Source organism: Roseococcus sp. GW821-FHT12F05 (assembly GCF_058806835.1).
In genome coordinates, this window is sequence record NZ_JBXAQB010000001.1 from 578,420 (window position 1) to 604,685 (window position 26,266).

Genomic DNA, 26,266 nt, shown 5'->3' on the forward strand with positions numbered 1-26,266 from the left:
AATGCGGCCGGCGCCGCCCACTCCACCTTCTGGCCTGGCGCACCAATGGCGCGGCGTAGCCTAGCGAGCGGAGCGAGCGCCCGGCGCCTGAGGGCGCAAAAACAAACCGTGGAAGAGGCTGTTAGGCGGCCTGCTTCAAGGTCTCCGCCTTCTTAACAGCCTCTTCCACGGTGCCGACCATGTAGAAGGCGGCCTCGGGAAGGTGATCGTACTCGCCGGCGCAGATCGCGGCGAAGCTGCGGATCGTGTCCTCGAGCTTCACGAAGACGCCCGGCGTGCCGGTGAAGACCTCAGCCACGTGGAAGGGCTGGCTGAGGAAGCGCTGCAGCTTGCGCGCGCGCGCCACGACCAGCTTGTCCTCTTCCGAGAGCTCGTCCATGCCCAGGATGGCGATGATGTCCTGCAGCGACTTGTAGGTCTGCAGGATCTTCTGGACCTCGCGGGCCGTGTTGTAGTGGTCGTTGCCGACCACGCGGGGGTCCATGGCGCGCGAGGTGGAGTCGAGCGGATCCACGGCCGGGAAGATGCCCAGCTCGGCGATCGAGCGGTTCAGCGTCGTCGTGGCGTCAAGGTGCGCGAAGGAGGTCGCGGGGGCCGGATCGGTCAAGTCGTCGGCGGGCACGTAGATGGCCTGCACCGAGGTGATCGAGCCCTTCTTCGTGGAGGTGATGCGCTCCTGCAGGGCGCCCATGTCCGTCGACAGCGTCGGCTGATAGCCCACGGCCGAGGGGATGCGGCCCAGCAGCGCGGACACTTCCGCGCCCGCCTGGGTGAAGCGGAAGATGTTGTCGATGAAAAAGAGCACGTCCTGGCCCTGCTCGTCGCGGAAGTACTCGGCGATCGACAGGCCCGACAGCGCCACGCGCGCGCGGGCGCCCGGCGGCTCGTTCATCTGGCCGTAGACCAGCGCCACCTTGGAGCCGTCGGTCGTGCCCTCGCCCAGCTTGATGACGCCGGCATCCACCATCTCGTGGTAGAGGTCGTTGCCCTCGCGGGTGCGCTCGCCGACGCCGGCGAAGACGGACACGCCGCCATGGCCCTTGGCGATGTTGTTGATCAGCTCCTGGATGGTCACGGTCTTGCCCACGCCGGCGCCGCCGAAGAGGCCGATCTTGCCGCCCTTGATGTAGGGAGCCAGCAGGTCGATGACCTTGATGCCGGTGACCAGGATCTCCGCCGATGTCGCCTGCTCCTCGAAGGAGGGCGCCTCGCGGTGGATCGGGTAGTACATCGCGGCCGTGACCGGGCCGCGCTCGTCGATCGGCTCGCCGATGACGTTCAGGATGCGGCCCAGCGTGCCGGGGCCGACGGGGACCATGATGCCCTTGCCCGTGTCGGTCACTTCCGTGCCGCGAACCAAGCCGTCCGTGGTGTCCATGGCGATGCAGCGCACCGTGCGCTCGCCCAGGTGCTGCGCCACTTCGAGGACGAGCTTCTGCTCGCCGATCTGCAGCGTCAGCGCGTTCATGATGGAGGGCAGCTCGGCGGGGAACTGCACGTCCACCACGGCGCCGAGCACCTGCGTCACCTGACCGACATTGTTCTTCATCGCCCGGATTCCTTCGTCATGCGGCGCTTAGAGGGCTTCGGCACCCGAGATGATCTCGATCAGCTCGCGGGTGATGTTGGCCTGGCGCGTACGGTTGTAGTTCAGCGTCAGCTTGTTGATCATCTCGCCCGCATTGCGCGTGGCGTTGTCCATGGCCGTCATGCGGCTGCCCTGCTCGCCGGCCGCCGATTCGAGCAGCGCGCGATAGACCTGGATGGCCAGGTTCTGCGGCAGCAGCTTCGCGAGGATCTCCTCCTCGGTCGGCTCGAACTCGTAGAGGGCCGGCGCGCCTTCGCTCGGCGAAGCCTGGATCACCTCGGGCATCGGCGCCGGGATGAGCTGCTGCTCGACCGGCGTCTGGCTGATCACGTTCTTGAAGCGGTTGTAGATGAGGGAGCAGACGTCGAAGGCGCCCTCCTCCAGCATCTCGGTGGCCCGCGCGGCGATCTCGGCCGCGTCCTCGAAGCCGATGCGCTTCTTCCCGGCGAAGCTGATCTCGCCGATGATCCGGCTTGCCAGCTCGCGCTTCAGATAGGCCGCGCCCTTGCGGCCGACGGTCAGGATCTTGACCGTCTTGCCCTCAGCCTCAAGCGCGCGGACGCGGGTCCGGGCAAAGCGGCCGACATTGGTGTTGAAGGCGCCGGCCAGGCCGCGATCGGCCGTGACGACGATGAGCAGGTGGACCTTGTCCCCGCCCGTGCCGACCAGCATCTTCGGCGCGTCAGGGCTGCCGACCACCGAGGCGCCGAGCGAGGCGAGCATGCGCTCCATCCGCTCCGCATAGGGGCGGGCGGCCTCGGCCTGGGACTGGGCACGGCGGAGCTTGGCGGCGGCCACCATCTTCATGGCCTGCGTGATCTTCCGCGTGGACTTCACGCTGTTGATCCGCAGGCGCAGGCTCTTCAGGGTCGCCATCTCAGTGGGTCTCCGCCGGGTCTGTCAGTGTGTTCAGGCGAAGGACTTGGCGAAGCTGTCGAGGAAGGCGACCAGCTTGGCCTCGACATCCTTCTTGATCTCGCGATCGGTGCGGATGCTTGCCACGATGTCCGGCGCGCTCGCCTTCAGCTCGCCCAGCAGGCGCGACTCGAACTCGCCGACCTTGTTCAGGGGCAGCTTGTCGAGGTAGCCGCGCGTGCCGGCGAAGATCGCCACCACCTGGTCCTCGACCGCGACCGGCTTGAACTGGGGCTGCTTCAGCAGCTCCGTCAGGCGGGCGCCGCGGTTGAGCAGCGCCTGGGTCGAGGCGTCGAGGTCCGAGGAGAACTGCGCGAAGGCCGCCATCTCGCGGTACTGCGCGAGCTCCAGCTTGATCTTGCCGGCCACCTGCTTCATCGCCTTGATCTGCGCGGCGGAACCGACGCGCGAGACCGAGAGGCCGACGTTCACGGCGGGGCGGATGCCCTTGAAGAAGAGCTCCGTCTCCAGGAAGATCTGGCCGTCGGTGATCGAGATCACGTTGGTCGGGATGTAGGCGGACACGTCGCCGGCCTGCGTCTCGATGACCGGCAGCGCCGTCAGCGAGCCCGCGCCGAAATCGTCGTTCATCTTCGCCGCGCGCTCCAGCAGGCGCGAGTGGAGATAGAACACGTCGCCCGGATAGGCCTCGCGGCCCGGCGGGCGGCGCAGCAGCAGCGACATCTGGCGGTAGGCGACGGCCTGCTTGGAGAGATCGTCGTAGAAGATGACCGCGTGCTTGCCGCTGTCGCGGAAGAACTCGCCCATGGCGCAGCCGGTGTAGGGCGCCAGGAACTGCATCGGCGCCGGATCGGAGGCCGTGGCGGCGACGATGATCGAGTATTCCAGCGCGCCGTTCTCTTCCAGAGTCTTCACGAGCTGGGCGACGGTGGAGCGCTTCTGGCCGATGGCGACGTAGATGCAGTAGAGCTTCTTGCTCTCGTCGTCGCCGGAGTTGATCGTCTTCTGGTTGAGGATGGTGTCCACGATCACGGCGGTCTTGCCGGTCTGGCGGTCGCCGATGATCAGCTCGCGCTGGCCGCGGCCGATGGGGATCAGCGCGTCGATCGCCTTGATGCCCGTCTGCATCGGCTCATGCACCGACTTGCGCGGGATGATGCCGGGCGCCTTCACCTCGGCGCGCATGCGCACGACGTCGGTGAGCGGGCCCTTGCCGTCGATCGGGTTGCCGAGGCCGTCGACCACGCGGCCGAGCAGGCCCTTGCCGACCGGCACGTCCACGATGGAGCCGGTGCGGCTGACCGTGTCGCCCTCGCGGACGTTCAGGTCCGAGCCGAAGATCACGACGCCGACATTGTCGGTCTCGAGGTTCAGGGCCATGCCCTTCACGCCGGAAGCGGGGAAGTCCACCAGCTCGCCGGCCATCACGTTCTGCAGGCCGTAGACGCGCGCGATGCCGTCACCGACCGTCAGCACGGTGCCGACCTCGGCCACGTTGGCATCCGCGTCGAAGCCCGCGATCTGCTGCTTCAGGATCTCCGAAATCTCGGCCGGACGGATTTCCATCTCAGGCGGCTCCCTTCATGGCGAATTGCATGCGCTGCAGTTTGGACTTGAGGCTGTTGTCGTAGAGGCGCGAGCCGATCCGCACGATCAGCCCGCCCAGGATGGTCGGGTCCAGCATCTCGACCAGCTTGACGCCGGAAATGCCGCTCTCCGTCAGCCGCGCGACGATCTGGGCGCGCTGCGTGTCGGTGAGCGGGAAGGCGGTGGTCACGTGCGCGACCTGCTGGCCGCGGCGCTCGGCGAGCTTGGCGCCGAAGGCGGCGGCCACGGAAGGCAGCATATTCAGCCGGCGGTTGGCGATGAGCACGCCCACCAGCTTGCGGACCTCGTCGCCGATGCCGACGGATTGCAGGATGGCCGTCAGCATCTTCTGCTGCTCGGCCGAGCCGCGGCGGGGATCGGCGATGAAGGCACGGAACGCGGCATCGTCGCGATGGAGGGTGGCGAGGCCGTCGACATCGGTCGCAATGCGGTCGAGCGCGCCGGGATCGGTCTGCCTCGCGTCGTCCGCCAGGCCCAGCAGGGCCAGGGCGTAACGCTCGGCGACGCCGCCAGCCTGGGGCGCGTTCGGGGAAATGGTCTCGACGGCCACCTTGCTGTCCCGGTTCAAAGGTTTCAGCCAGGGCTTTCCCTGGCAAAGCGAGGCGGCTCTATCACACGCATGAAGACACGGCAACCAAGCGGAGCCTACTGTTTCACCGCCGATTTCAGAAGACTCCATCCGCCGCGCAGGGCCCGGTTTGCCTCGACCAGCGCGGAGGGGCTCGCGCCCTCGTCCAGCAGTCGCTCGTTGCGGGCCCGGCGCGCGGAATCCAGCTCGGCGACCACGCGCTCCCAGAGCCGGTCGAGGTTCCAGGCTGGCGCGCCCTCCGGCAGCGCCACCGGGATGACCGCCTCCGCCGGCAGCAGGAGCGTGCCGGCCACGGCATCGCGCGCGGCCTGGATGCTGCGCGCCTTGGGGCCGGCGGGCTTCCCGATGTCGTAGGGCGGCGACCATTCGGCGGCGGGGCGCAGCAGGTCGGCATGGGTCATGGCGGCCAGGAGCGGCGGCGGGCGGCGGCTGCGCTGCTCGCCGGCCCAGTTCCGCAGCGCCTCCAGCGCGGCGACGTCGGCCTGGCGCCCCGGCTGGGTGGCGGAGGCGACCCAGAGGATCATGTCGGCGCGCTCGGCCTCGCGGAGGAAGCGCTTCGGGTCGGCGAGCGGCGGCATGTCGGCGATGTTCAGCGCTGGCCGGCCCTCGACCGTGACGAGGTGCTCGCGCACCGGCCCCTCGCTCGGCAGGGCACCGACATGGGCGCGGGCGGCGCCCGCCAGGGCGTTCAGCAGCGAGGTCTTTCCCGCATTCGCCTGCCCGACGAGGAGCAGGCGCGGCGGCGCCTCGGGCGCGGCAGCGGCTGCATCGGCGCGGGCCAACTCGGCCAGCTCGATCGAGGAGAGCCGGAGCCGGCCGGAATAGAGGTCGATGGCGGCGCGGCCCGTCTCGTGGATGAGCTTGGCCGTGGCGGCGCGCCTGAGGTTGTTGCCCAGGAAGCCGCCCGTGGCGCCGAAGGCCAGCCGCTGGCCCTCCTGGGCGACAGCCTGGACCGGATTCGCGGCGGCGCGGGCCACCCGGTAGAGCGTCTCGCCCACGTCATAGGCCATCTGCGCCGCCGAGCCGTAGCGGTCCACCAGCCGCTGCAACCAGAGCGCGTCGCTGATGCGGATGCGCGAGGAGCCGGGCAGCTGGATCACCCATTGCCGCAGCCGGTGCGCCACCTGCTCGGTCACCAGCAGGGCCTCGGGCAGGGTGACGCGGGCCATCGGATCCGTCCGGCCGGGATGGAAATGGGCGGCCACGAGCACGACGGTCTGGCGGGACAGCTCCTCGGCCCGTTCCAGCGCGTCGAAGTCGAGCGGCTTGGCCTCCTCGGCGAATTTCACGACCTTGGCCCAGGCCTCGGCCTCCTCGGTGTTCCAGCCGGATTCGGGACGGTCCTCGCCGGCCAGCAGCGCGGCGGCGCGGGCCTGGGCCCGGCGGCGCAGCAGCACGCGGATCGGCCAGCCGATCAGGCCCAGCGCGGCGGCGGCCACCGCCCATTCCAGCACGCGGTGGTTCTGCCAGAGCCAGAGCAGCCCGAGGCCGAAGAGCGAGAGCCAGGGCAGCGCCAGCAGCACGGCCAGGGTCAGCTCCAGCCAGTGGCGCCGGGCCCAGGTCATGTCCGGCGCGCGCGCCAGGCGCGGAAGGCGTCGCGATAGGCCTGCCGGACCTCCTCGGGCGGGACGGACTGGCCGGCGCGGGTCGCGCGAAGAAACACCAGCGCGGCCTCGCCGGTGCCGGCGGTGAAGGCGGCGGCGGTGCCGGCGTTGAGCGCCATGCCGGCCGCGGTGCCCAGCACCGGGACGAGCTTCACCGCCTCGGCCACCAGGTAGCGGGCGCCGAACCAGCCGATGGTGCCGACGCCCAGGCTGCCGGCGAAGGCGCCGAAGAGGCTCGGCGTCCACTCCACCTCGTAGCGCCGGGCGAGGCGGTTCAGCATGGCGCCCTGCATGGCCGCGAGCCCGGCCATGCCGGCCAGCGGGATGGGCACGGCCCCGGCCGCGGCGGCCAGGGCGACATAGGCGTAGACCGTGCGGCGGGCGGCCTTCTGGCGGCCGTCATTGCCCTCGTCGGCGCGGGCGGCGTGCAGGGCGTCGAGCGCGTCGGGCAGAACGGATTCCAGGGCGGCGTCCAGCGCCTCCAGCCGATAGGCCTGGGGCTCGAAGCCGTCGCCCGCCTGGGTGAAGTCGAGGGGGACGAAGACCGGCGGATCCTCGCCCGGCAGGCCTCGGCAAAGGCCGCGCTGATAAGCAAGCGCATCGGCCAGGGATTCGGGGAGAGCGGCTTCGTCGAAGGTCTCGGGATGGCCCGTGCCGGGGCGGTAGCGGCGGTGCAGGCCGGTCTGCGCGACCACCAGCGGCCAGTCCGGATGGCGGCGCCGGGCCTGCCGCAGCACCTTCATCACCGGCTCCTGCGCGGGGTCGTCCACCTGCATGACGGCGAGGAGGAGATGCGCCTGCGCCTCGCACCAGGCGATGTCCTCGGCGGGGTCGTAGCCCGCCTCCTCCAGCCCGCGCGTGTCGAGGAAGCGGAGGAAGGGCGCCTCCTCCGGCACGTCGTAGAAGGCCGCCTGGCGGGTGCAGGGCTGGTAGCCCTCGCCGATCTCGGCCCGCGGGTCGCCGGTCAGCGCCGAGACGATGGCCGTCTTCCCCGCCCCGGTCTTGCCGATCAGCCAGATGACCGGCGCGGCGGAGCGGGCCTGGGCCCGGAGCTCCTTCTGGGAGGCATCGAGATCCGTGGCGAAGAGCGCCGCCTTCACCTCGGACCAGAGCTGGCCCAGCCGTCGGAGGCCGGAGGGCGCGAACATGCTAGAGGGGTTTCCGTTGCATTTCAGCCACTACAACCCCTCGGGACGGTTCCGGTCGCGTCAGGCGTTGGAGAGCGCGACCCGGAATTCGGCGCCGGTCTTGGCCTTCACCTCGTCCAGCGTCACCTCGGGAGCCAGCTCGATCAGGACCATGCCCTCGTCGCCGCGGCGGTCGATGGTGAAGACGGCGAGCTCCGTCACGACCATGTCCACCACGCGCGAGCCGGTCAGCGGCAGCGCGCATGTCTTCAGCAGCTTGTGCTCGTCGCCCTTGGCCGTGTGCTCCATCAGCACCACGACCTTCTTCACGCCGGCCACGAGGTCCATGGCGCCGCCCATGCCCTTCACCATCTTGCCCGGGATCATCCAGTTCGCGAGGTCGCCGTTCTGGGCCACCTGGAGCGCGCCGAGGATCGACAGGTCGATATGCCCGCCGCGGATCATGGCGAAGCTGTCGGCGCTGCTGAAGATGCTGGTCGTCGGCAGCATGGAGACGGTCTGCTTGCCGGCGTTGATGACGTCCGCATCCTCCTCGCCCTCCACCGGGAAGGGGCCGATGCCGAGCATGCCGTTCTCGCTCTGCAGCTGGACGGAGATGCCTTCGGGGATGTGGTTGGCCACCAGCGTCGGAATGCCGATGCCGAGATTGACGTAGAAGCCGTCCTCCAGCTCGCGGGCGGCGCGGGCGGCCATCTGGTCGCGGTTCCAGGGCATGGGTCAGATTCCTTGGTCGAAGGAAGGGGATGTCCGGCCGCAACGCGGCCGGCGCGCCGCGCCCGGCGTTTGAGGGCGTAAAATCACGCCGCTTTCCGCACGGTGCGGTTCTCGATGAGCTTCTCGTATCCCTCGGGCAGCGCGACGATGCGCTTCACGAAGACGCCGGGGGTGATGATGTGGTCAGGGTCGATCTCGCCGACCGGCACCAGGTGCTCCACCTGCGCGACGGTCATCTTCGCGGCCGTCGCCATCATCGGGTTGAAGTTCCGCGCCGTGCGCCGGTAGACGAGGTTGCCCTCGGTGTCGCCCTTCCAGGCATGGACGAGCGCGATATCGGCCACGATGCCACGCTCCATGACAAAGGTCTCGCCGTCGAAGACCTGGGTGGGCTTGCCCTCGGCGACCGCCGTGCCGACGCCCGTCTTGGTGAAGAAGGCCGGGATGCCGGCGCCGCCGGCGCGGATGCGCTCGGCCAGCGTGCCCTGGGGATTGAACTCGATCTCGAGCTCGCCAGCCAGGAACTGGCGGGCGAACTCGGCGTTCTCGCCGACATAGCTCGCGATCATCTTCCTGATCTGGCGGGTGCGGAGCAGCTTGCCGAGGCCCACATCGTCGATGCCGGCATTGTTGGAGACGACCGTGAGGTCCTTCACGCCGGATTCCTTGACCGCCTCGATCAGGGCGGAGGGGATGCCGCACAGGCCGAAGCCGCCGGAATGGATGACCATCCCGTCCTTCAGCAGCCCGGCCAGCGCGGCCGTGGCATCCGGATAGACCTTCTTCGGCATAAATCGTCCCCTCGATCGGTGCCCGGGAAGCTACCCGCGCCGCGGGCTTCGCGAAAGTGCGGAGGTGGGGATTGCGGGGGCGCTGGAGCGCGGCTATACGGCCGCCTCCCCGGGGGGCCATAGCTCAGTTGGTAGAGCGCTTGAATGGCATTCAAGAGGTCGGCGGTTCGATTCCGCCTGGCTCCACCAGGGTTTCCTTAGAATTCTAGAGTCCGGCCGCTGCCCTTGGGCGCGGTCCGCTGGCCTGACACGGCTTTGGCCAGGCCCGAAGGTCGCCCGCCGCCCTTCGCCGGCTTCCTCCCCAGGCGCGGCGGCGCCTCACGCCAACTCACCGTAAGCTCCAGGCCCCTCACTCCATCCCTCCGGCTCCGGGCGGTAGTTGGCGTTGGTCCTCGCCTCGGGGACGACGCACGGCCCCAGCCCCACTCGCCGGATCATGACCGACCCATGAGCAAAGACAGCCGTGCCTACGTGATGGCATGGGGCATGGCCCTGCTCTTCTACGTTCTGGAATATGCGACGCGATCCGCGCCCGCCGTCATGATCCCGCAGCTGGAGCAGGCCTTCGCGCGCTCGAGCGTGGGCGTCGGCAGCATCCTGGGCAGCTACTACCACACCTACGCCCTGACGAGTCTCGTCGCCGGCCTGGCGCTGGATCGCGCCGGAGCGAAATACGTGGTTCCGCTCGGCTCGCTCATCATGGGCGCCGGCTGTCTCCTCTTCGTCCTGGACAGCGCGCAATCCGCCTACCTGGCCCGGCTGCTGCAGGGCGCGGGATCGGCCTTCGCCTTTACCGGCGCCGTCTACCTCGCCTCCCGCGGCTTCTCCGCCGCCTCGCTGGCGACCGCGATCGGCGTGACGCAGTGCCTGGGCATGCTGGGCGGATCGGCCGGACAGTTCGTCGTGGGCCCCCTGCTGCAGGCGGGCTTCGACTGGAAGCTGGTCTGGCTCGCCATCGGGATCGCGAGCCTCGCGGTGGCCGCGGCGCTGCTGCTCGTCACGCCGGCGCGATCCTCCGCCGAGGGGGGCCGCGGCAGCCTCCTGGCGCCCTACCGGATCGTGCTGAGCAACCCGCAATCCTATCTCTGCGGCCTGATCGCGGGGCTGCTCTTCGCGCCCACCACGATCGGCGCCATGACCTGGGGCGTCGCCTTCTTCCAGATCGACCGGAACTTCGCCTATGGGGAGGCCGTGCGCGCCGCCTCCCTCGTCCCGCTCGGCTGGGCGGTGGGCTGCCCGCTCATGGGCTGGCTCGCCGACCGCAACGGGCTGCGCAAGCCGGCCCTGGCCGCCGGCGCGCTGGTCATGCTGGCCGCGATCCTGCAGCTGAGCTTCCTCCCGGGCCTGCTGCCCGCCGGGGTGACGCTCTTCGGGATCGGCGCCGCCTCGGGCGCGGCGATGATCCCCTACACGATCATCAAGGAAGCCAATCCCGACCACGCCAAGGGCAGCGCCACGGGCGCCATCAATTTCATCAATTTCGGCGTGACAGCCCTGGCCGGTCCGGTCTTCGCTGCGCTCTTCGCGAGCACCCTGGCCGGCGAGGGCGATCCGGCGGCACACTTCCGGCAGGCGGGGTCCTTCTGGTTCGTGTCCGTTGCCCTCGCCCTGCTGCTCATGACCTTCCTGCGCGAGACCGGAACCCGGCGCGCCGGAACGACATCTTCCATGCAAGGACGAAGCCCATGACCGAGACCGCCGCCGACTTCCTCGCCGCGACCCTCGAACAGGCGGGCGTGAAACGCATCTACGGCGTCGTCGGGGATTCCCTGAACGGCTTCACCGACAGCCTGCGGCGGCGCGGGAAGGTCGACTGGGTGCATGTCCGCAACGAGGAATCCGCGGCCTTCGCGGCGGGCGCCGAGGCGCAGCTCACCGGCCGGCTCGCCGTCTGCGCGGGAAGCTGCGGGCCGGGGAACCTCCACCTCATCAACGGCCTCTTCGACTGCCACCGCAGCGGGGCGCCGGTGCTGGCCATCGCCGCGCATATCCCGAGCAGCGAGATCGGCATCGACTACTTCCAGGCGACCCACCCGGAGACGCTGTTCCAGGAGTGCAGCCATTACGTCGAGCTGGTCTCCAACCCGCAGCTCCTGCCGCAGGTCCTCCAGCGCGCGATGCGCGTGGCGATCGCGCGGAAAGGCGTGGCCGTGGTCGTCATTCCCGGCGACGTCGCGCTGAAGCCGCTGGACACCGTGCCGCCGGCCTGGTTCGCGCCCGCCCCGCCGATCGTCCGCCCGGCCGCGGACGAGCTGCGGAAGCTCGCCGCCATCCTCAATGCCGGCCGCGACGTCACGCTGCTCTGCGGCGCCGGATGCGCCGGCGCCCATGCCGAGGTGCTCGCGCTCGCGGAGGTGCTGAAGGCGCCGATCGTCCATGCGCTGCGCGGCAAGGAACACGTCGAATACGACAACCCCTACGACGTGGGCATGACGGGCCTCATCGGCTTCGCCTCCGGCTACGCAGCGATGAAGGCGTGCGACACGCTGGTCATGCTGGGCACGGGCTTTCCCTATCGGCAGTTCTACCCGAAGGACGCGCGCGTCGTGCAGATCGACATCCGTCCCGAGGCCCTGGGCAACCGCTGCCCGCTGGCGCTGGGCGTGCTGGGCGACGTCCGCGAGACGCTGAGCGCCGTGATGCCCGACCTGGTCGCCAAGACCGATCGCGGGCATCTCGACCGCGCGGTCGCGCACTACGCGAAATCCCGGCGGGACCTCGACGCGCTGGCGGAGAGCGGGCCGAACAGCACCATCATCCATCCCCAGTACCTGGCGCGGCTGGTCAGCGAGCTCGCGAGCGAGGATGCCGTCTTCACCTGCGACGTCGGCACGCCCACGGTCTGGGCCGCGCGCTACCTGAAGATGAACGGCCGGCGGCGGCTGCTGGGCTCGTTCAACCACGGCTCCATGGCGAATGCGATGCTGCAGGCCATCGGCGCGCAATCGGCCTTCCCGGGCCGGCAGGTCGTCTCGCTCTCGGGCGACGGCGGCTTCACCATGATGATGGGCGACTTCATCACGCTCACGCAGATGGGGCTGCCCATCAAGGTCATCGTGCTGAACAACGGCACGCTCGGCTTCGTCGAGATCGAGATGAAGGCCGGCGGCTTCCTGGACACGGGATGCGAGCTGAAGAATCCCGACTTCGCCGCCATGGCCCAGGCCATGGGCATCAAGGGGATCCGCGTGGAGCGGCCCCAGGACCTGCAACCGGCGCTGGCCGAGGTCCTCGCCCATGACGGCCCCGCCCTGCTCGACGTGGTGAGCGCGCGGCAGGAGCTCGTCCTGCCGCCGAAGACCAGCTTCGGGAACGTGCACGACTTCGGCCTCTTCATGATCCGGGCCGTGATGGATGGCCGCGCCAGCCAGCTGGTGGACCTCGCCAAGGTCAACCTGACCCGCTGAACGGCGGGAGCATCAGGTCTCGCTGCGCGGAACCTGGAACAGCTGCTGGATTCGCGCGGTGAGCCAGGCCACCGATCCACTGGCCGAGACATTATCGTCCTTCGGCGACACGTGCCGCTCCTTCTCGGCCCGCTGCGCCAGGATCGCGCCGAGCTCGTCGGCGATGCCGGGCCGGTCGTGCATCAGCCGGGCCAACGCGTCCTTCGCGATCTCATAGACGACCACGAAGGTGAGCGCGCGGACGGTCCCGGCCTCGCCGGCGCCCGTCAGCAGCCCCGCCTCGCCGAAGCAGTCGCCCGGCGCCATCCGGCCCAGCTCGATCTCGGCCTGGCCTTCCCGGCGCGTGGCGTCGAGCACGCCGCTGCGCACCACCGTGAGCACCGTCATGACGGTGCCCTGCTCCACGAGCACCTCGCCCTTGCGGTAGACGCGGCGCGACATCTTTCCGGCCAGCGCCTCCTTCTCGGCCTCGGTCAGCGAGCCGAACAGCGGGACGGCGTCGAGCAGCCGCACCGGCGTGGAGCGCGGCACGGGCAACGTCGCATCGGCCGGGGCCGGCGCGTCCGAGCTGCCGACGGGAGAGGCGAAGCGCAGCCCGGCGGCCTTGGTGTGCCGATAGACCAGGTCGAAGACCTCGTTCTTCGCGAGGCCGACGGCCGCGATATCCGCCACCCGGAACGACAGCTCCATCTCCACGGCCTGTGCATCCAGTGACTTCACGCGAACGGCTGGCGACGGCGGTGTCGTCAGGATGGAATTGCTGCTGAGCAGGACGCTCCGCATGACGTTCGAGATCACCGCCGGTGCCGCCGTGGGCAGCAGCCGCACGGCAAGCTTGACCCCATAGCTCGGGTCGGGACGGCTCATGTTCGTCAGCGTCGCCTTGGCCATGCTGCTGTTCGGCAGGACGATCAGGTTGTTCGTGCCGCTGAGCAGATGCGTCGCGCGCCAGTTGGTCTCCAGGACGCGTCCCTCGATGCCGTCGCTCAGCACGATCCAGTCGCCCACGGCGTAGGACCGGCCGATGTTCAGCGCGATGCCCGAGAAAACGTCGCTCAGCGTGCTCTGCAGGGCGAGGCCGAGGATGATGGCGAAGACGCCGGAGGTCGCGATCAGCGTGCCGACCGGAAAGGAGAAGACATAGGCCACGACCGACAGGGTCGCACCGACATAGATGACGCCGACGACGAGGTCCTGGATCAGCCGGCCCTCGCGCGGTTGCCCTTCCAGGATGAGGAAGACCCGCACGAAGCCCGCGAGCGACAGGGTGGCGTTGATCCACCAGACCACCTTGGCCAGCCCGATGAAGACGCGCTGCAGCGTGTCCGTCTCGTCCGGGGTCGCCTCGTAGGGGACGATGCCGTGGTACATCAGCAGGGCGGTGAGGGCGACGAAGAATCCGACCTGGCCGAAGAGCCGGCGGCGGGGATGCTTCCGCAGGACGACATGGGTGAGCAGCGCGCCGACGACCGCGAGCGTGCCGACCTGGACGATGGGATCCTCGATCATGGCCAGGAAGGTGGAGGCTTCGGACATCAGGGCTCGTCGTGAGGGGCGTGAAGCCGCAGTGAAGCGCTATTCCAGGGCCTGCGCGAGAACGGGTGTGCCGCCCCGCCGCGCCTCCAGCAGCACGGCGAGCGTGCCGTAGAGGGCGGCCAGCCCCCAGAGCACCAGGATCTGGTCCCGCACGGCCGGGAGCGGGGCGCCGAGCTGGGACACCCGCACGAGGGCGTCGATCGCGGTCGAGCTGGGCACCGGCAGCGCGATCCAGCGGATGGCCTCCGGGATGGACTCGACCGGCCAGGCGAAGCCGGCGAGGAAGAAGAAGGGCAGCCCCACGGCGGCGAAGACCAGCTGCACGACGAGCGGCCGGCGGAAGGCCGCCGCGACCACCAGGCCGAGGCCGGCCACCGCCAGGACGAAGGGCAGCGCGACGAAGAGGATCGCCCCCAGCGGACCAAGCCGCGGGATGCCGTAGAGGAAGGGCAGGACGACCAGGTAGAGCAGCACGGCCACCGTCTCGATCGTGAGATAGGCGAGCAGCTTGCCCAGCACCGTGGCGACCGGCGAGGCTTCGGCTGCCCAGGCGCCGGCCAAGGGGCGAGGCAGGGTGCCGAGCAGCCCCACGCCGATGAGCAGCGTCTGCTGCAGGATCAGCACGAAAGCGGCCGGCAGCACATAGGTCGCGTAGCCGCCCTGCGGGTTGAACAGGGCGACCGCGGTCAGCGGCATCGGGTCGCCGGCGGCCAGTGCCAGAGCGGGGTCGACGCCGAGCGCGACCAGCCGCGCCGCCTCCATCTCCGCGCCGAAGGTCCGGGCCACCGCCGTCACGCCGCCAGAGAGGCGCTGGTACATGAGGAAATAGCCGGCATCGGCATAGAGCGCGACCGGCGCGGAGCGGCCGTGCAGCAGGTCGCGCTCGAATTCGCGCGGGATCACCAGGATGCCGTGGATGCTGCGCGCCTGGACCGCGCGCTCGGCGCCGGGCAGGTCGGGCAGGACCAGTGCGACGGCCACGTCCGGCGTCGCGTCGATGCGGCGGGCCAGCTCGCGGCTGCTGAGCGTGTTGTCGGCGTCCACGACGGCGATGGGGACGTCGCGCAGTGCCTCGTTGAGATAGGGCTGCGGGTAGAAGGCCGCGTAGATCGCCACCGCGAGGACGAGCGTGGCGAAGACCGGCTTCAGCGCGAAGATGCGGTGGAGCTCGCCCCGGAAGGTGGCGAGGATGCCGCTCACGCGGCCGCCTCGCCCGACACCCGCGCGGCCCGCAGGCTCTCCAGCCGGAGCGCGACGAGGGCGGCCAGCCCGACGGCGATGGCCAGCAGGATCAGCAGCGGCCGCGCGGAGAGGGCCGGCGGCGTGCCGCGGATGGTCTGGTCGATCCGGGCGGTGAGGAACCAGGTCCCTGGCAGGATCGCGCCCCAGCCATGGGCGAAGGCGCTCATGCCGATCCGCGGGAAGCCGATGCCCATGAAGCCGAAGGCCGGTGCCGTCAGCAGGGTGGCGATGCTGACGGCGCTGCCCATCGGCCGCAGGGTCAGGGCCAGCAGCGTGCCGAGGAGCTGGCAGGCGAGGATGAAGAGCAGCGCCGCCAGCAGCAGCAGCCCGCGATCCCCGCGCAGGGGCATGCCGAGCACGCCGAAGAGCACCGCGTCGGACAGGCCGAGGACCATCAGGAAGAGCAGGGTGTAGGGCAGGATCTTGCCCGCCACCGCCGGCCAGAGCCCACCGCCGAGCCGCCGCAGGCTGTGCAGGCGATGGGGCGTCTCGACGTCCAGCCCGACCGAATAGGCCATCGCCGTCACCACGACGACCTGCAGCACGCTCGGCAGCAGGGCCGCGAGCAGGAAGTGCACGTAGTTCAGCGTCGGGTTGAACAGCGCATGGGTCTGCACCGGGATGGGCGTGAGATCCGACTGCGCCACCTCCATGGGCTGGCCCTGCGCGGTGCGCAGCGAGATCCGGATGCCCGCGGCGACGGTCGGCACGGCGTTGCTGACCCCGCGCAGCGCAAGGTTGCCCGCGGTCAGCCGCTGCGTGTTGTAGAAGAACACGACCTCCGGCCGGCGCCCGGCCGTGACGTCGCGCTCCAGGTTCACGGGCAGCAGCAGCAGCCCGTGGACGCGTCCCGAGAGGATCATCGCGCGGCCCTCGCCCAGGTCGCTCACGCGCTGGCTGACGGCGACGTCGGGCGTGGCGTCCACCGTGCGGATGACGGTGCGGGAGAGCTCCGTTCCGTCGAGGTCCAGCACGGCGATGGGCAGCCGCGTCGCGAGGCCCGCGCTGAAGACCGCCGTCAGCAGCGCCATCAGCGCGAGCGGCGAGACGGTCGTCAGCACCAGCAGGAAGGGGCGGCGGCGCAGCCACCCCAGCTCGCGCCAGAAGACCAGCCGGAAGCCGGGACGCAGCGCGCGGCGCGGCGTCATTTCAGGGGCTGCCCGCCGGGGGCGTGCCTGCGCGCGGCGCCCGCCGGTTCCAGGCGGCGATCGCGCTCATGCCCAGGCGCAGCCCTTCCACGGGCCGCGTCGGCACGGCGCGGACCTCGAAGGTGCGCAGGTCGAAGTCGCCGGTGGCGCGGGTGGCGCGCCAGGTCGCGAACTGGCCCTGCGCGTTGATCACCGTGACGCGCAGCGGAACCACCGCCGAGCCGAGCGCCGGCACCGTGACCTCGAAGCTGTCGCCGATGGCGAGGCCGGCGAGCAGGTCCTCGCGGATGTTGAAGGTGAACCAGGCGTTGCGGATGTCGACCAGCGAGAAGAGCGGCGCGCCGGGGGAGAAATTCTCGCCGAGCTCGGCGACGCGCGTCGTGACCTGGCCGGCGATGGGCGCGCGCACGGTGAGCTCCGCCACGTCGACCTGCCGCTGCTGCAGGGCGGCCTGCGCCTGCTCCACCTGCGCCGCGGCCAGCGCGCGCTCCTCGGCGCTCGCGCCGGCAATCGCCAGCTGCAGCGCGGCCTGGGCCGATTCCTGCTTGCGGATCGCGGTCTCGAGGTTGCGCGTCGCTTCGTCCACGCGTGCCTGCGGCGTGTTGCCGGAGCGGACGAGCTGCGCCTGCCGGCTGTAGGCCTCCTGGTAGAGGACGACGTCGGCATGGGCGGCCTCGAGCTCGGCCCGGCGCGCCGCGACGGTCTCCGGCCGGATGCTGCTGACGCGGGCCAGGTCGGCCCGGGCCACGCCCAGCGCCGCCTGCGCGGCCGCCAGGGCCGCCACGAGCTGGGGGCTCTCCAGCTCGGCGAGCACGGCGCCCTGCTGCACCGTGTCGCCGACCATGGCGCCGAGCCGGGCGATGCGACCGGAGACGCGCGGGCTGATGTCGACCCGGTCGGCCGAGACCTCGCCCTGCACCGTCAGCGGCGGGGGCCGCGTGGCGAACCACAGCACCGTGCCGAGCGCCGCCAGCGCGCCCGCCCCGATGACCCAGCGTAGGGGCGCGAAACCTGCCATGTGCGAAGCCTGCTCGAGTTCGGAAGTTCATATTGCCGGCGCGCCGGCAGGCCTGTCACGGCTCGGCCTGCCGGCAAGCTACGCGCCCGGACCGGTCGCCGCATGTGAGCCCGCGCGCGGCCGAGGCCGGCTCACTGTGAGTCCGTCCGGCCGGGGCCGAGACCCCGGTGCCGGCGTGACCCCCCTCGCAATTCGCCCTAGCCTCGGGCCCGACCGGATGACGAAGGACGCGCCGATTGCCCGAGAGCCGGGACCTCTCCCCCGCCGAGATTCGCGCACAGCTGGACCGGCTGGAGCGGAGCGCCCTCTTCGCGGGCTCCGACCGGCTCGTGGTGCTGCTGCGCTTCGTGGTGAACGAGGCCCTCGAGGGCAAGGCCGGCTCGCTCCGGGAGGCCGCCATCGGCAATGCGGTCTATGGGCGCGATCCGCCCTACGACCCGCGGATCGATTCGACCGTGCGCGTCGAGGCGCGCCGCCTCCGCCGCAAGCTCCAGGACTACTACGAGGGCGAGGGCCGCGCCGACGCGATCCGGATCAGCCTTCCCACAGGCGGCTATGTTCCCGTCTTTGCGCCGTGCGGCGCCGAGCGTCCGGCCAACGGCGCCGCCCCGGAGGATTCCGCCCCGAAGGATTCCGCGCAGGAGCCGATCTTCGGGAAGGGATCGGGCGCCGCGCTGGCCATCATGCCCATCCGCGCCCTGTCCGGTGGCGCGGAGGACCAGAGCTTCGCCGACGGCCTGACCGACGAGCTCATCTTCGCCTTCGAGCGCGAGGCGGGGATCCGCGTCGCCTCGCGCAGCACCAGCTTCCAGTACAGGGACCGCGCCTATTCCCTGGCCCAGCTCGCGCATGAGCTGGGCGTCGACGGGGTCCTCCAGGGCACGGTGCGGCGCGACGGCGACATGATCCGCGTCACCCTGGAGATGTCCGACCCGAACGGCTTCGCCGTCTGGTCCGACCGCTTCGACGCGCCCGACCAGGAGCGGATGCGGCTGCAGGAGCGCATCGCGGCGACGGCCCTCAGCCGGGCCCGCTTCGACAGCTCGCCCCTGCGGGAGCGCCAGGCGGGGCCCAGGCCCATGGCGATCGAAGCCAGCGCCCTGGTCTACCGGGCCCGGCAGCTCCTCGACCGGCAGACGCCGGCCGCGCTGCGGGAGGCGCTCGGGATCTTCTCCCGCGTCAACGGGCTGGCCTCCGACTACGCGCGCGGCCATTCCGGCATCGCCGATGTCCATTGCGACCTGTTCCGCCTCGGTCTGATCGACCACGCGGCCGCCTCCGCCGCCGCGCGGCCCGCGGCGCGGCGGGCGCTGGAGATCGATCCGGGCTCGGCGGAGGCGCAATGCGCGCTGGCCACGATCGCGGCCTGGTTCGACTGGGACCGCGAGGCGGCCAATGCCGGGTTCCAGAAGGCCCTCGGCTTCAACCAGAACGCCCGCGCGGCGCGCCTCTACGCCGTCTTCCTCACCATCCTGGAGCGGCACGGCGAGGCGGAGCGGCTGTTCCGGACGGCGCGCTCCATCGAGCCCTTCTCCATCCAGCAGGACATCGCCGAGGCGGTCAGCCACTACCAGGCGCGCCGCTACCATCTCCTGCTCGACGACCGGGCGGAACGCGCGGCCGAGCGGACGCATGGCGAGGTGCTGATGGCCGTCGCCCTGGCGCATGTCTTCGGCGGCCGGCCGGATGGCGCGCGGGCAATCGCCGCCGGGATCGGGGATGGCGCGGAAGTCCTGCCGGGCCTGGCCTTCGCCGCCGCGGAGATCGAGGCCTGGCTCGGCGAGCCGGATCGCGGGGCGCGGCTGCTGGCGGCGGGAGACGGCGGCGCCTCCGGCTTCGCCCGGGCGACGCTGGCCGCTGCGCTGCGCGACGACGCGCGCTGCCTGGAGGCGCTGGAGGAGACGGTGCGCCGGCGCGAGCTCTCGATGGCCTGGCTGAAGACCGACCAGCGCTTCGACCACCTGCGCGGCCTGCCCCGCTTCGCCGCCCTGCTGGAGCGCATCGGCCCCGCCCCTCAGTAGGAGGGCGGCGTCACCACCCAGAGCACCCGCGTCACGACGGAGCCGGGATTGCGGCAGCGATGGCTCAGCGTGCTGGGAAAGGAGAAGCTGTCGCCCTCGCGCAGCTCGAAGCAGCGCTCGCCGATCCAGAGCGTGAGCTGGCCGCTCAGCACGAAGCCCGCCTCGGCGCCGTCATGGCTGTATTCGCCGCTGTCGGCGCCGGGCTCGATCGTGCTCACCAGCAGCTCCAGCGGCCCCGCGAGGTTGGGCGAGGCCAGCTCCTCGCGGATGCCGAGGCCGGTGAAGGTCATGCGGCGGCGGCTGTCGGCGCGGACGATGTACTCCACCTCCTCGGGCGGCCGGTCCGGCTGGGGTTGGAAGAACCAGTTGATGTGGACGTCGAGCACGTCGCAGATCGCCTTCAGCGTGCCTATCTGCAGGCGCGAGCGGTCGCGCTCGATCTGGCTGAGATAGCCGATCGAGACGCCCAGCCGCCCCGCGACCTCGGCCAGGGTGAGGCCCTTCACCTTGCGCAGCTCGCGGATCTGCCGGCCGATCTGGAGGGGCTGCGCTGGGTCCGGCTTGTCCGCCACGGGAATCCTTCGAATCTGGGGCTGCGACAGCACATCCCGGGTTTCGTCGCGACAGGCAAGCGCCGCACGTAACGAATGCGATTCGGGCTTCACACCAGAGAAAAAATCCGCAAGATTTTTCACAGAGGAAAAGCCGACGGCCAGTTTTTGCATGGCGCGAGTCCCGGAAGGGTCCTCGCCGTGCCGGAGGATCGCCATGCGTCGTCGTGACATCATCAAGGCCGCCGGCATCGGCGCGCTCTCGGCCCCCCTCGCCGCCGGCGCGCAGACGTCGCGCCAGCTCAAATTCGTGCCCAACTCGGACCTCTCCATCCTCGATCCGGTCTACACCGCGGCCTTCGTCACGCGGCTGCATGGGCTGATGGTCTACGACACGCTCTACGGCCAGGACGAGAACCTCAAGGCGCAGCCGCAGATGGTCGCGGGCCACGTCGTGGAGAACGACGGCAGGCTCTGGCGCCTGACCCTGCGCGACGGGTTGCGCTTCCATGACGGCGAGCCGGTGCTGGCCAGCGACGTCGTGGCAAGCCTCCAGCGCTGGGGCCGCGTGGACGCCTTCGGCCAGTCGCTGATGGCCGTCACCGACGAGATCGCCGCCGCCTCCGACAAGGAGGTCGTCTTCCGCCTCAGGGCGCCCTTCCCGCTGCTGCCCGACGCGCTCGGCAAGAGCACGGCCTTCCTGCCCGTCATCATGCCCGCGCGGCTGGCCGGCACGGCCGGCAACCGCCCGCTCACCGAGGTCGTCGGCAGCGGGCCCTTCCGCTACGTCGCGAACGAGCGCGTGGACGGCGTGCGGACCGTCTATGCGAAGTTCGACGGCTACGTGCCGCGGCCGGACGGCGCGCCCTCTTTCACCGCCGGCCCGAAGATCGCGCATCTCGACCGCGTCGAATGGGTCACGATCCCCGACGACGGCACCGCCTTCGCCGCCCTCCAGCGCGGCGAGATCGACTGGTGGGAGCGGCCGCTGATCGACATGCTGCCCACGCTGCGGCGCGACCCGAACATCGCCATCGATGTCATCGACCGCACGGGCTACATGGGCATCATCCGGCTGAACCACCTGCAGCCGCCCTTCGACAATCCGGCGATCCGCCGGGCCATCCTCGGCGCGATCAGCCAGGCCGACATGGTGGGCGCGGTGGCGGGGTCCGATGCCAGCCTGACGACGGACGGCGTCGGCGCCTTCTGCCCGGAATCGCCCATGGCCTCCAACGCCGGCATCGAGGTCCTCACCTCGCCGCGCGACCTCGCGAAGGTCCGCCGTGACCTGGCCGCGGCCGGCTACAACGGCGAGCGCGTGGTCTTCCTCACGGCCGCGAACAACACGGCGACCAACACGCTCTGCGTCGTCGTCTCCGACCAGCTCAAGCAGGCGGGCATGAACATCGACTTCGTGCAGCTCGACTTCGGCGCCTGGCTCACGCGGCGCAACAACCGCGATTCCATCGACCGTGGCGGCTGGAACGCGACGGCGACCTTCCTGCCCGGCACCGATATGTGGGACCCGGCGGCGCATCTCGCGATCCGCGGCAACGGCGCGCGCGCCTGGGCCGGCTGGCCGACGAGCGAGCGGATCGAGAGCCTGCGCACCGCCTGGTTCTCGGCGCCGGACGAGGCGGCGCGCAAGGCCATCTGCCGGGACATGCAGCTGCAGATGTGGCAGGACGTGCCCTATATCCCGGGCGGACGCTGGCGGCATCCGACCGCCTATCGCAAGCGCGTCAGCAACGTGCCGCGGGGGACGCCGATCTTCTACGGGACGCGCGTCGGCTGAATCCGGGGAGCCACGGGCTCCCCGGACCCCTGCGTCAAGTTGGGCCGGCGCCGGAAATCCGCACGAGGTCCGACCACAGCTGGCGGTCGCCCGTTGTGCGCGCCGCCGCCTCGGCGGGCGTGCTGCTCAGAAGCTGCGCGCCGGCATCCAGGAAACGATCCTGCAAGGCCGGATCCTTCGCGATCTCGATCAGCGCCTCGGAGAGCTTCGTCCGGATCGCCATGGGCGTGCCGGCCGGCGCGGAGAACATGGCGCAGGAGGTCACCATCACCTGCGGCAGCCCCACCTCCACCATGGTCGGCACCTGCGGCAGGCGCGGCCAGCGCTCGCGCACCGTGACCGCGAGCGGGATCAGCAGGCCCTGCTGGATCGCCGGCACGTAGGAGGCGAGGTTGTCGATGGCGAAGTCGATCTCGCCGGAGAGCAGCGCCGGCACCACCTGCGCCGCGCCGCGATAGCTCACCGTCGTCGCCTTCGCGCCCACCAGCGTCGGGAACATCTCGGCCGCCATGTGCGGCCCGCTGCCGACGCCGGGATGGCCGATGCTGATGCCGTTCGGGCGCGCCTTCGCCCAGGCGATGAATCCAGCCATGTCGCGCGCCGGCACCTTGTCGGCAGCGATGACCGCGACGTTCGGCAGCTCCCAGGTCAGCGAGACCGGCACGATGTCGCGCTCGGGCTCGATGGTCATGTGCGGATAGAAATGCTTGCTCACCAGCATCTGGCTGACGGTGATGGCGGCGAGCGTGTAGCCGTCGGGCGCGGCGCGCGCGAGCACGTCCATGGCGATGGTGCCGTTCGCGCCGGCGCGGTTCTCCGCGATGAAGGGCTGGCCCAGCCGTTCGCGCAGCTTCTCGCCCAGCAGGCGCGAGAGCAGGTCCACCGAGCCGCCCGGCAGGAAGGGCACGAGGATGCGCACGGGGCGCGACGGAAAGCCCGCCTCCTGGGCGAAGGCGGGGCCGGCGGCCGCGGCCAGCGCGCCCCCGAGCAATGCACGACGTGTACTCGAAATTGAAATCATGGGGCGATGGCTTCCCGAAGCTGAAGGGCGCTCGCCGTGCTTGTTGGCGTCAGTCCCTACCAGCCGACCGCATAGGCCGCCGCCCGGCGCGGATCGGCTCCGGCGCGGTGGATGCCCTTGGTGCTGTCGGAATCGATGAGGCAGACGCCACCCGCCCGCCAGAGCCAGTCCGGCCAGCGGCGAATGTCGTGGCCCAGCTTCTGCAGCGCCTCGCCCGTCTCCTCGGGGATGCGGCCCTCCAGGCAGAGACGGCCCGGATAATAGGGGTGCGGCGCGAAGGAATCGGGATGGCTGTAGGAGATGAAGCGCGGCTTCTCGATCGCCGTCTGCGGGTCCATCCCGAAGACGGCGATGTTGAGCAGCACCTGCACCATCGCCTGCACCTGGCTGTCGCCGCCGGGCGTGCCGAGCGGCATCACGCGCTTGCCGCGCTGCATCGCCATCGCCGGATTGGGCGTGAGCCGCGGCCGCTTGCCGGGCGCCAGCGCCGCCGGATGCTCGGGATCGGCGCGCGACTGCGAGCCGCGCGAGGAGGGTGCGAGGCCCGTGCCGGGGATGATCACCGTGTCGCTGGAGACGTCGCTCGGCGTCACCGAGATCGCGTTGCCCCAGCGGTCCACCGCACAGGCATAGGAGGTGTCGAGCGGCGGAATCGCGGGCTCGACCATGGTGGGCGTCGGCGCGGCCAACGGATTCTGGTTCGGGCGGATGATGCCCGCGGGCGGCATCTCCGGCCAGGCCTTCGCCGGATCGATGAGGGCGCGGCGCTGCGCGGCATACTCTTCGGACAGCAGGATTTCCGCTGGCACATCCAGAAAGTCCGGGTCGCCGTAGTGCCGCTCGCGATCGGCGAAGGTGAGCTTCAGCGCCTCGGCCACGTGGTGGATGTATTCGGGCGTGTTGTGGCCCATCGCGCCGAGGTCGACGCCACGCAGGATGCCCATGGCCTGCGGCAGCGCCGGGCCCTGGCACCAGAAGCCGCAGGAGTGGATCTCGAGGTCGCCATACTGTGCCATCTGCGTCTTCTCGATGCGCACGCTGTAGTCGGCCATGTCGCGCTCGGTCAGCCAGCCGCCGTTCTCGGCGTGGTAGCGCGTGATGCTGCGCATGATGTCGCCGCGGTAGAACGCGTCGCGCGCAGCCCGCAGCCCGGCCTTGCGGTCGCCGCCGCGGGCCAGCGCGGCCTTCTCCTCGTCGGCCATGTATTGCAGCGAGCGGCCGAGGTCCGACTGCACGAAGAGCTCGCCGATCTCGGGCGTCTTGCCGTTCGGCAGCATCACAGCCGCATTGGAGGGCCAGCGCGCGTTGCGCGCCTCGACCATCTTCAGCTGCGTGTTGAGGAAGGGGTACATGATGAAGCCGTCGCGCGCGAAGCGCGTGGCGAAGGAGGCGACCTCGCCGAAGCTCATCCGCCCGTAGCGCTCGAGCGCGGTGAGATGCGCATAGGGCGCGGCGGGGATGATGGTGCGCATGATGCCGTGCGGAATCTCGCCGCCGTGCTCGCGCTGGAAGTAGTCGCAGTTGGCCGCGGCGGGCCAGCGGCCGAGCCCGTCGATGACGACGAGCTCCTCCGTCTCCGCCATGAAGATGATCATGGGCGCGACGCCCGCGATGTTCACCTGGTCGCTGTGCACCACGCCGAGCACCATGGCCGCGGCCACGCCCGCATCGACGGCATTGCCGCCGGCCTCCAGCACGTGGAAGCCGGCCTCGGCGGCGAGGTAGTGGCCGGCGGAGACGACATGGCGCGTCGCGGCGATGACGGGCCGGTGCGCGGAATAGGGGCCGGTTTCGGTCGAGATCTCTCCGGCTGAATCCACCGACATGCCATCGCTCCGTCTGAGTCTGTATAAAGTGTCGGACCGTCCGTGAAAGAGCGCAACCCGATTTTCACGGATGTGATGAGGCGCAGCGCTCCAGATAGGCCAGAAGTGCCGCGCGGAAGGGCGCGATGCTCTTGTAGCGTGCCATCTCCGGCGGCAGGGCCAGCACCGCCTCGCGCAGGCGCGCGGCCTCGCCTGGGATCGCGGCGATCGCGGCCAGCGGCGCGACATGGATGCGGATGCCGAAGGCGATGCCGCCCGTCTCCGGCAGGCGCCGGAAGGTCTGGCGTTCCACGCGCAGGACGAGCCGCTCGCCGGCGGTCCCAGGCATGATGGGGCTCTCGCCCTCGGCAATGCCGTGGCCCGTCGGCTGGAAGAGCGCGGCATCGTCCATGACGGACCAGTTGAGCCGCTGGGCCAGGCGCCCGGGCTTCAGCGAGGCGAGGAAGCGGTCCACCGGCCGTTCCAGCCGGTCCTTGTAGAGCGGCACAGGCCCGTGGATGGGGCCGAGCGGCTGGCCGATCTTCTCGGCGAGGCGCCAGCGGCTTGGGAAACAGAGCACGGCGGCGACGAGGCGCAGCGTGGCGCCCTCCTCCTCGCGCAACAGGCAAAAATCCTCCTGGACGAGGCGGCCTGCGGTCTCCAGCGGAGCGCCGGACAGCCGCAGGGTCTCGCCCAGCAGGCGGTTCTCCAGCTCCTCGCCGCGGCGGGAGAACCAGTCCGGATGGTGACCGCAGAGATGGCCGGCCAGGATCGCCAGCAGCTCCGCCTGCATGGGCTCGGAGCCCGGGGCTTCCGCCAGGACTTCCGGCCGGCGCTCCTGCAGCAGCCGCCGGCGCTCGGCGAGATGTGCGGGGTAGTGCTCGTCGATGTCGATCCAGTCCGCCTCGGCGATGGAGGTCAGCCCGAGCGACATGCGGAAGTCGCCCGCCTCATAAGGCAGATGCGTGGCTGCCCGGGGGAGCGAGGCGAGAATCATCCCTTCTCAGCTATCGCCGAGCGGCCGGGCGCTCAAGTCGATTTTCACAGTTGATGAAGTTTTTCGGGAAATTTTCACCGAATCCGGGCAAGCCCGTTCCACCCCTCCGCGGCCGGCGCCGGATCCTCCGGGAAGCGCACGCGCGACAGCACATACTCCCCCGCGCGGAGAATCTCGCTGCGCACCGCCTCCGCCGCGGCAGCCGGGTCCTTGGCCCGCGCCGCGGCCAGCAGCGCCGCGTGGTCGTCGGCGTCGCGGCGCGCCGGCATCAGCGGCTTGGCCAGCGCCATCACCGGGCTGCGCCGCAGCCACAGCAGCTCGATCATCGAAAGGAGCAGGGGCTCGCCCGCCGCCTCGTAGAAGCGCTGGTGCAGCATGCGGTCGTCGCGGCGATAGGTCTCCTCGTCGCCCCGGGCGCGGGCGGCGCGCGCCTCGGCGGCCAGCTCGGCCAGGGCGGCGATGTCCTTGCGCGCCAGCTTCGGCACCGCCGCCGCCGCGGCCTCGGGCTCCAGCAGCACGCGCACGCGCATGATCTCGCGATAGGCCGCGCGCGTGATGAGCGGCACGATCGCGCCGCCGCCCGGCGCGATGTCCAGGCAGCGCTCGGCCGCGAGCCGGCGCAGCGCCGCCCGCGCGGGCATGGGGCTCACGCCGAGCGCCGAGGCGATCCGCCGGATGGAAAGCTTCTCGCCCGGCGGGAAGGCGCCCTGGATCAGCGCGTGGCGCAGCGCCGCATAGGCGCGCTCCTCCAGCGATCCCGTCGCTTCCGCATCCGATTCCGATTGCAGGGCCGTCATGCCGTGA

The 26,266-nt window shown here is 70.7% G+C and carries 21 protein-coding genes and 1 tRNA gene; 5 read left to right on the forward strand and 17 right to left on the reverse strand.

What is annotated here, in order from left to right:
• Positions 1-121 precede the first annotated feature (121 nt).
• The 8 genes from atpD to AC1ROY_RS02960 form a co-directional block, all read right to left on the reverse strand.
• Positions 122-1,549 (reverse strand): F0F1 ATP synthase subunit beta, encoded by a 1,428-nt coding sequence (gene atpD / locus AC1ROY_RS02925; protein ID WP_493146961.1) that lies wholly within the window; start codon positions 1,547-1,549, stop codon positions 122-124.
• A 27-nt stretch (positions 1,550-1,576) separates the two neighbouring features.
• Positions 1,577-2,464, reverse strand: coding sequence for a F0F1 ATP synthase subunit gamma (locus tag AC1ROY_RS02930; protein WP_493146963.1), 888 nt, complete (start codon positions 2,462-2,464; stop codon positions 1,577-1,579).
• 33 nt (positions 2,465-2,497) lie between these two features.
• Complete coding sequence (gene atpA, locus AC1ROY_RS02935; protein WP_493146964.1) at positions 2,498-4,030, reverse strand: F0F1 ATP synthase subunit alpha; 1,533 nt, start codon at positions 4,028-4,030, stop codon at positions 2,498-2,500.
• Between the two features lies 1 nt (position 4,031).
• On the reverse strand, positions 4,032-4,622 hold the full coding sequence (gene atpH / locus AC1ROY_RS02940; RefSeq protein WP_493146965.1) for an ATP synthase F1 subunit delta: 591 nt from the start codon (positions 4,620-4,622) through the stop codon (positions 4,032-4,034).
• Positions 4,623-4,717: 95 nt separating this feature from the next.
• The gene (locus AC1ROY_RS02945; RefSeq protein WP_493146966.1) at positions 4,718-6,226 is read right to left on the reverse strand and encodes a GTPase family protein; all 1,509 of its coding nucleotides are present in this window, start codon (positions 6,224-6,226) and stop codon (positions 4,718-4,720) included.
• Entirely contained in the window at positions 6,223-7,413 is a 1,191-nt protein-coding gene (locus AC1ROY_RS02950) for a GTPase family protein (RefSeq protein WP_493146967.1), read from the reverse strand. The genes AC1ROY_RS02945 and AC1ROY_RS02950 overlap by 4 nt, the downstream gene beginning before the upstream one ends.
• A 60-nt stretch (positions 7,414-7,473) precedes the next feature.
• A complete protein-coding gene (locus tag AC1ROY_RS02955) occupies positions 7,474-8,127 on the reverse strand; it encodes a CoA transferase subunit B (protein ID WP_493146969.1) in 654 nt (217 codons plus the stop codon).
• Between the two features lie 83 nt (positions 8,128-8,210).
• Positions 8,211-8,918, reverse strand: a complete 708-nt coding sequence (locus tag AC1ROY_RS02960; protein ID WP_493146970.1) for a CoA transferase subunit A — start codon at positions 8,916-8,918, stop codon at positions 8,211-8,213.
• Between the two features lie 113 nt (positions 8,919-9,031).
• Between AC1ROY_RS02960 and AC1ROY_RS02965 the strand changes: the two genes are divergently transcribed.
• The 3 genes from AC1ROY_RS02965 (at position 9,032) to poxB (ending at position 12,325) form a co-directional block, all read left to right on the forward strand.
• A tRNA-Ala gene (locus tag AC1ROY_RS02965) sits at positions 9,032-9,107 on the forward strand.
• Positions 9,108-9,365: 258 nt separating this feature from the next.
• Positions 9,366-10,607, forward strand: a complete 1,242-nt coding sequence (locus AC1ROY_RS02970) for an MFS transporter (RefSeq protein WP_493146971.1) — start codon at positions 9,366-9,368, stop codon at positions 10,605-10,607.
• On the forward strand, positions 10,604-12,325 hold the full coding sequence (gene poxB, locus AC1ROY_RS02975; protein WP_493146972.1) for a ubiquinone-dependent pyruvate dehydrogenase: 1,722 nt from the start codon (positions 10,604-10,606) through the stop codon (positions 12,323-12,325). The genes AC1ROY_RS02970 and poxB overlap by 4 nt, the downstream gene beginning before the upstream one ends.
• Before the next feature lie 12 nt (positions 12,326-12,337).
• Here the strand turns inward: poxB and AC1ROY_RS02980 are convergent, their stop codons facing one another.
• Genes AC1ROY_RS02980 through AC1ROY_RS02995 form a run of 4 tightly spaced genes read right to left on the reverse strand, consistent with a single transcriptional unit; the run spans position 12,338 to position 17,269 of the window.
• Positions 12,338-13,861 carry a mechanosensitive ion channel family protein gene (locus AC1ROY_RS02980; RefSeq protein WP_493146974.1) on the reverse strand — a complete coding sequence of 508 codons (1,524 nt, stop codon included), beginning with the start codon at positions 13,859-13,861 and terminating at the stop codon, positions 12,338-12,340.
• 39 nt (positions 13,862-13,900) lie between these two features.
• Complete coding sequence (locus tag AC1ROY_RS02985) at positions 13,901-15,061, reverse strand: ABC transporter permease (protein WP_493146976.1); 1,161 nt, start codon at positions 15,059-15,061, stop codon at positions 13,901-13,903.
• Entirely contained in the window at positions 15,058-16,251 is a 1,194-nt protein-coding gene (locus AC1ROY_RS02990) for an ABC transporter permease (RefSeq protein WP_493146978.1), read from the reverse strand. Before AC1ROY_RS02990 ends, AC1ROY_RS02985 begins: the two co-directional genes overlap by 4 nt.
• A 1-nt stretch (position 16,252) precedes the next feature.
• On the reverse strand, positions 16,253-17,269 hold the full coding sequence (locus tag AC1ROY_RS02995) for an HlyD family secretion protein (RefSeq protein WP_493146980.1): 1,017 nt from the start codon (positions 17,267-17,269) through the stop codon (positions 16,253-16,255).
• Positions 17,270-17,505: 236 nt separating this feature from the next.
• Between AC1ROY_RS02995 and AC1ROY_RS03000 the strand changes: the two genes are divergently transcribed.
• Positions 17,506-19,290, forward strand: coding sequence for a hypothetical protein (locus AC1ROY_RS03000; protein ID WP_493146982.1), 1,785 nt, complete (start codon positions 17,506-17,508; stop codon positions 19,288-19,290).
• Here AC1ROY_RS03000 and AC1ROY_RS03005 read toward each other — a convergent pair.
• Positions 19,284-19,862 (reverse strand): helix-turn-helix domain-containing protein, encoded by a 579-nt coding sequence (locus AC1ROY_RS03005; RefSeq protein WP_493146984.1) that lies wholly within the window; start codon positions 19,860-19,862, stop codon positions 19,284-19,286. The two genes, AC1ROY_RS03000 and AC1ROY_RS03005, sit on opposite strands and share 7 nt — an antisense overlap.
• A gap of 196 nt (positions 19,863-20,058) precedes the next feature.
• Here AC1ROY_RS03005 and AC1ROY_RS03010 point away from each other — a divergent pair, with 196 nt between their 5' ends.
• Positions 20,059-21,639 (forward strand): ABC transporter substrate-binding protein, encoded by a 1,581-nt coding sequence (locus tag AC1ROY_RS03010; RefSeq protein WP_493146986.1) that lies wholly within the window; start codon positions 20,059-20,061, stop codon positions 21,637-21,639.
• Positions 21,640-21,673: 34 nt separating this feature from the next.
• On the opposite strand, the gene AC1ROY_RS03015 is transcribed toward AC1ROY_RS03010, so the two are convergent.
• The 4 genes from AC1ROY_RS03015 to AC1ROY_RS03030 all read right to left on the reverse strand — a co-directional run bounded on the left by AC1ROY_RS03015 (position 21,674) and on the right by AC1ROY_RS03030 (position 26,259).
• Positions 21,674-22,660: a Bug family tripartite tricarboxylate transporter substrate binding protein gene (locus AC1ROY_RS03015; RefSeq protein ID WP_493146988.1), complete on the reverse strand. Its 987-nt coding sequence runs from the start codon at positions 22,658-22,660 to the stop codon at positions 21,674-21,676.
• Positions 22,661-22,716: 56 nt separating this feature from the next.
• The gene (locus AC1ROY_RS03020) at positions 22,717-24,486 is read right to left on the reverse strand and encodes a gamma-glutamyltransferase family protein (RefSeq protein WP_493146989.1); all 1,770 of its coding nucleotides are present in this window, start codon (positions 24,484-24,486) and stop codon (positions 22,717-22,719) included.
• 64 nt (positions 24,487-24,550) lie between these two features.
• Positions 24,551-25,462 (reverse strand): heme-dependent oxidative N-demethylase family protein, encoded by a 912-nt coding sequence (locus AC1ROY_RS03025; RefSeq protein WP_493146992.1) that lies wholly within the window; start codon positions 25,460-25,462, stop codon positions 24,551-24,553.
• Positions 25,463-25,536: 74 nt separating this feature from the next.
• Positions 25,537-26,259: a GntR family transcriptional regulator gene (locus AC1ROY_RS03030; protein WP_493146993.1), complete on the reverse strand. Its 723-nt coding sequence runs from the start codon at positions 26,257-26,259 to the stop codon at positions 25,537-25,539.
• Between the last annotated feature and the right edge of the window lie 7 nt (positions 26,260-26,266).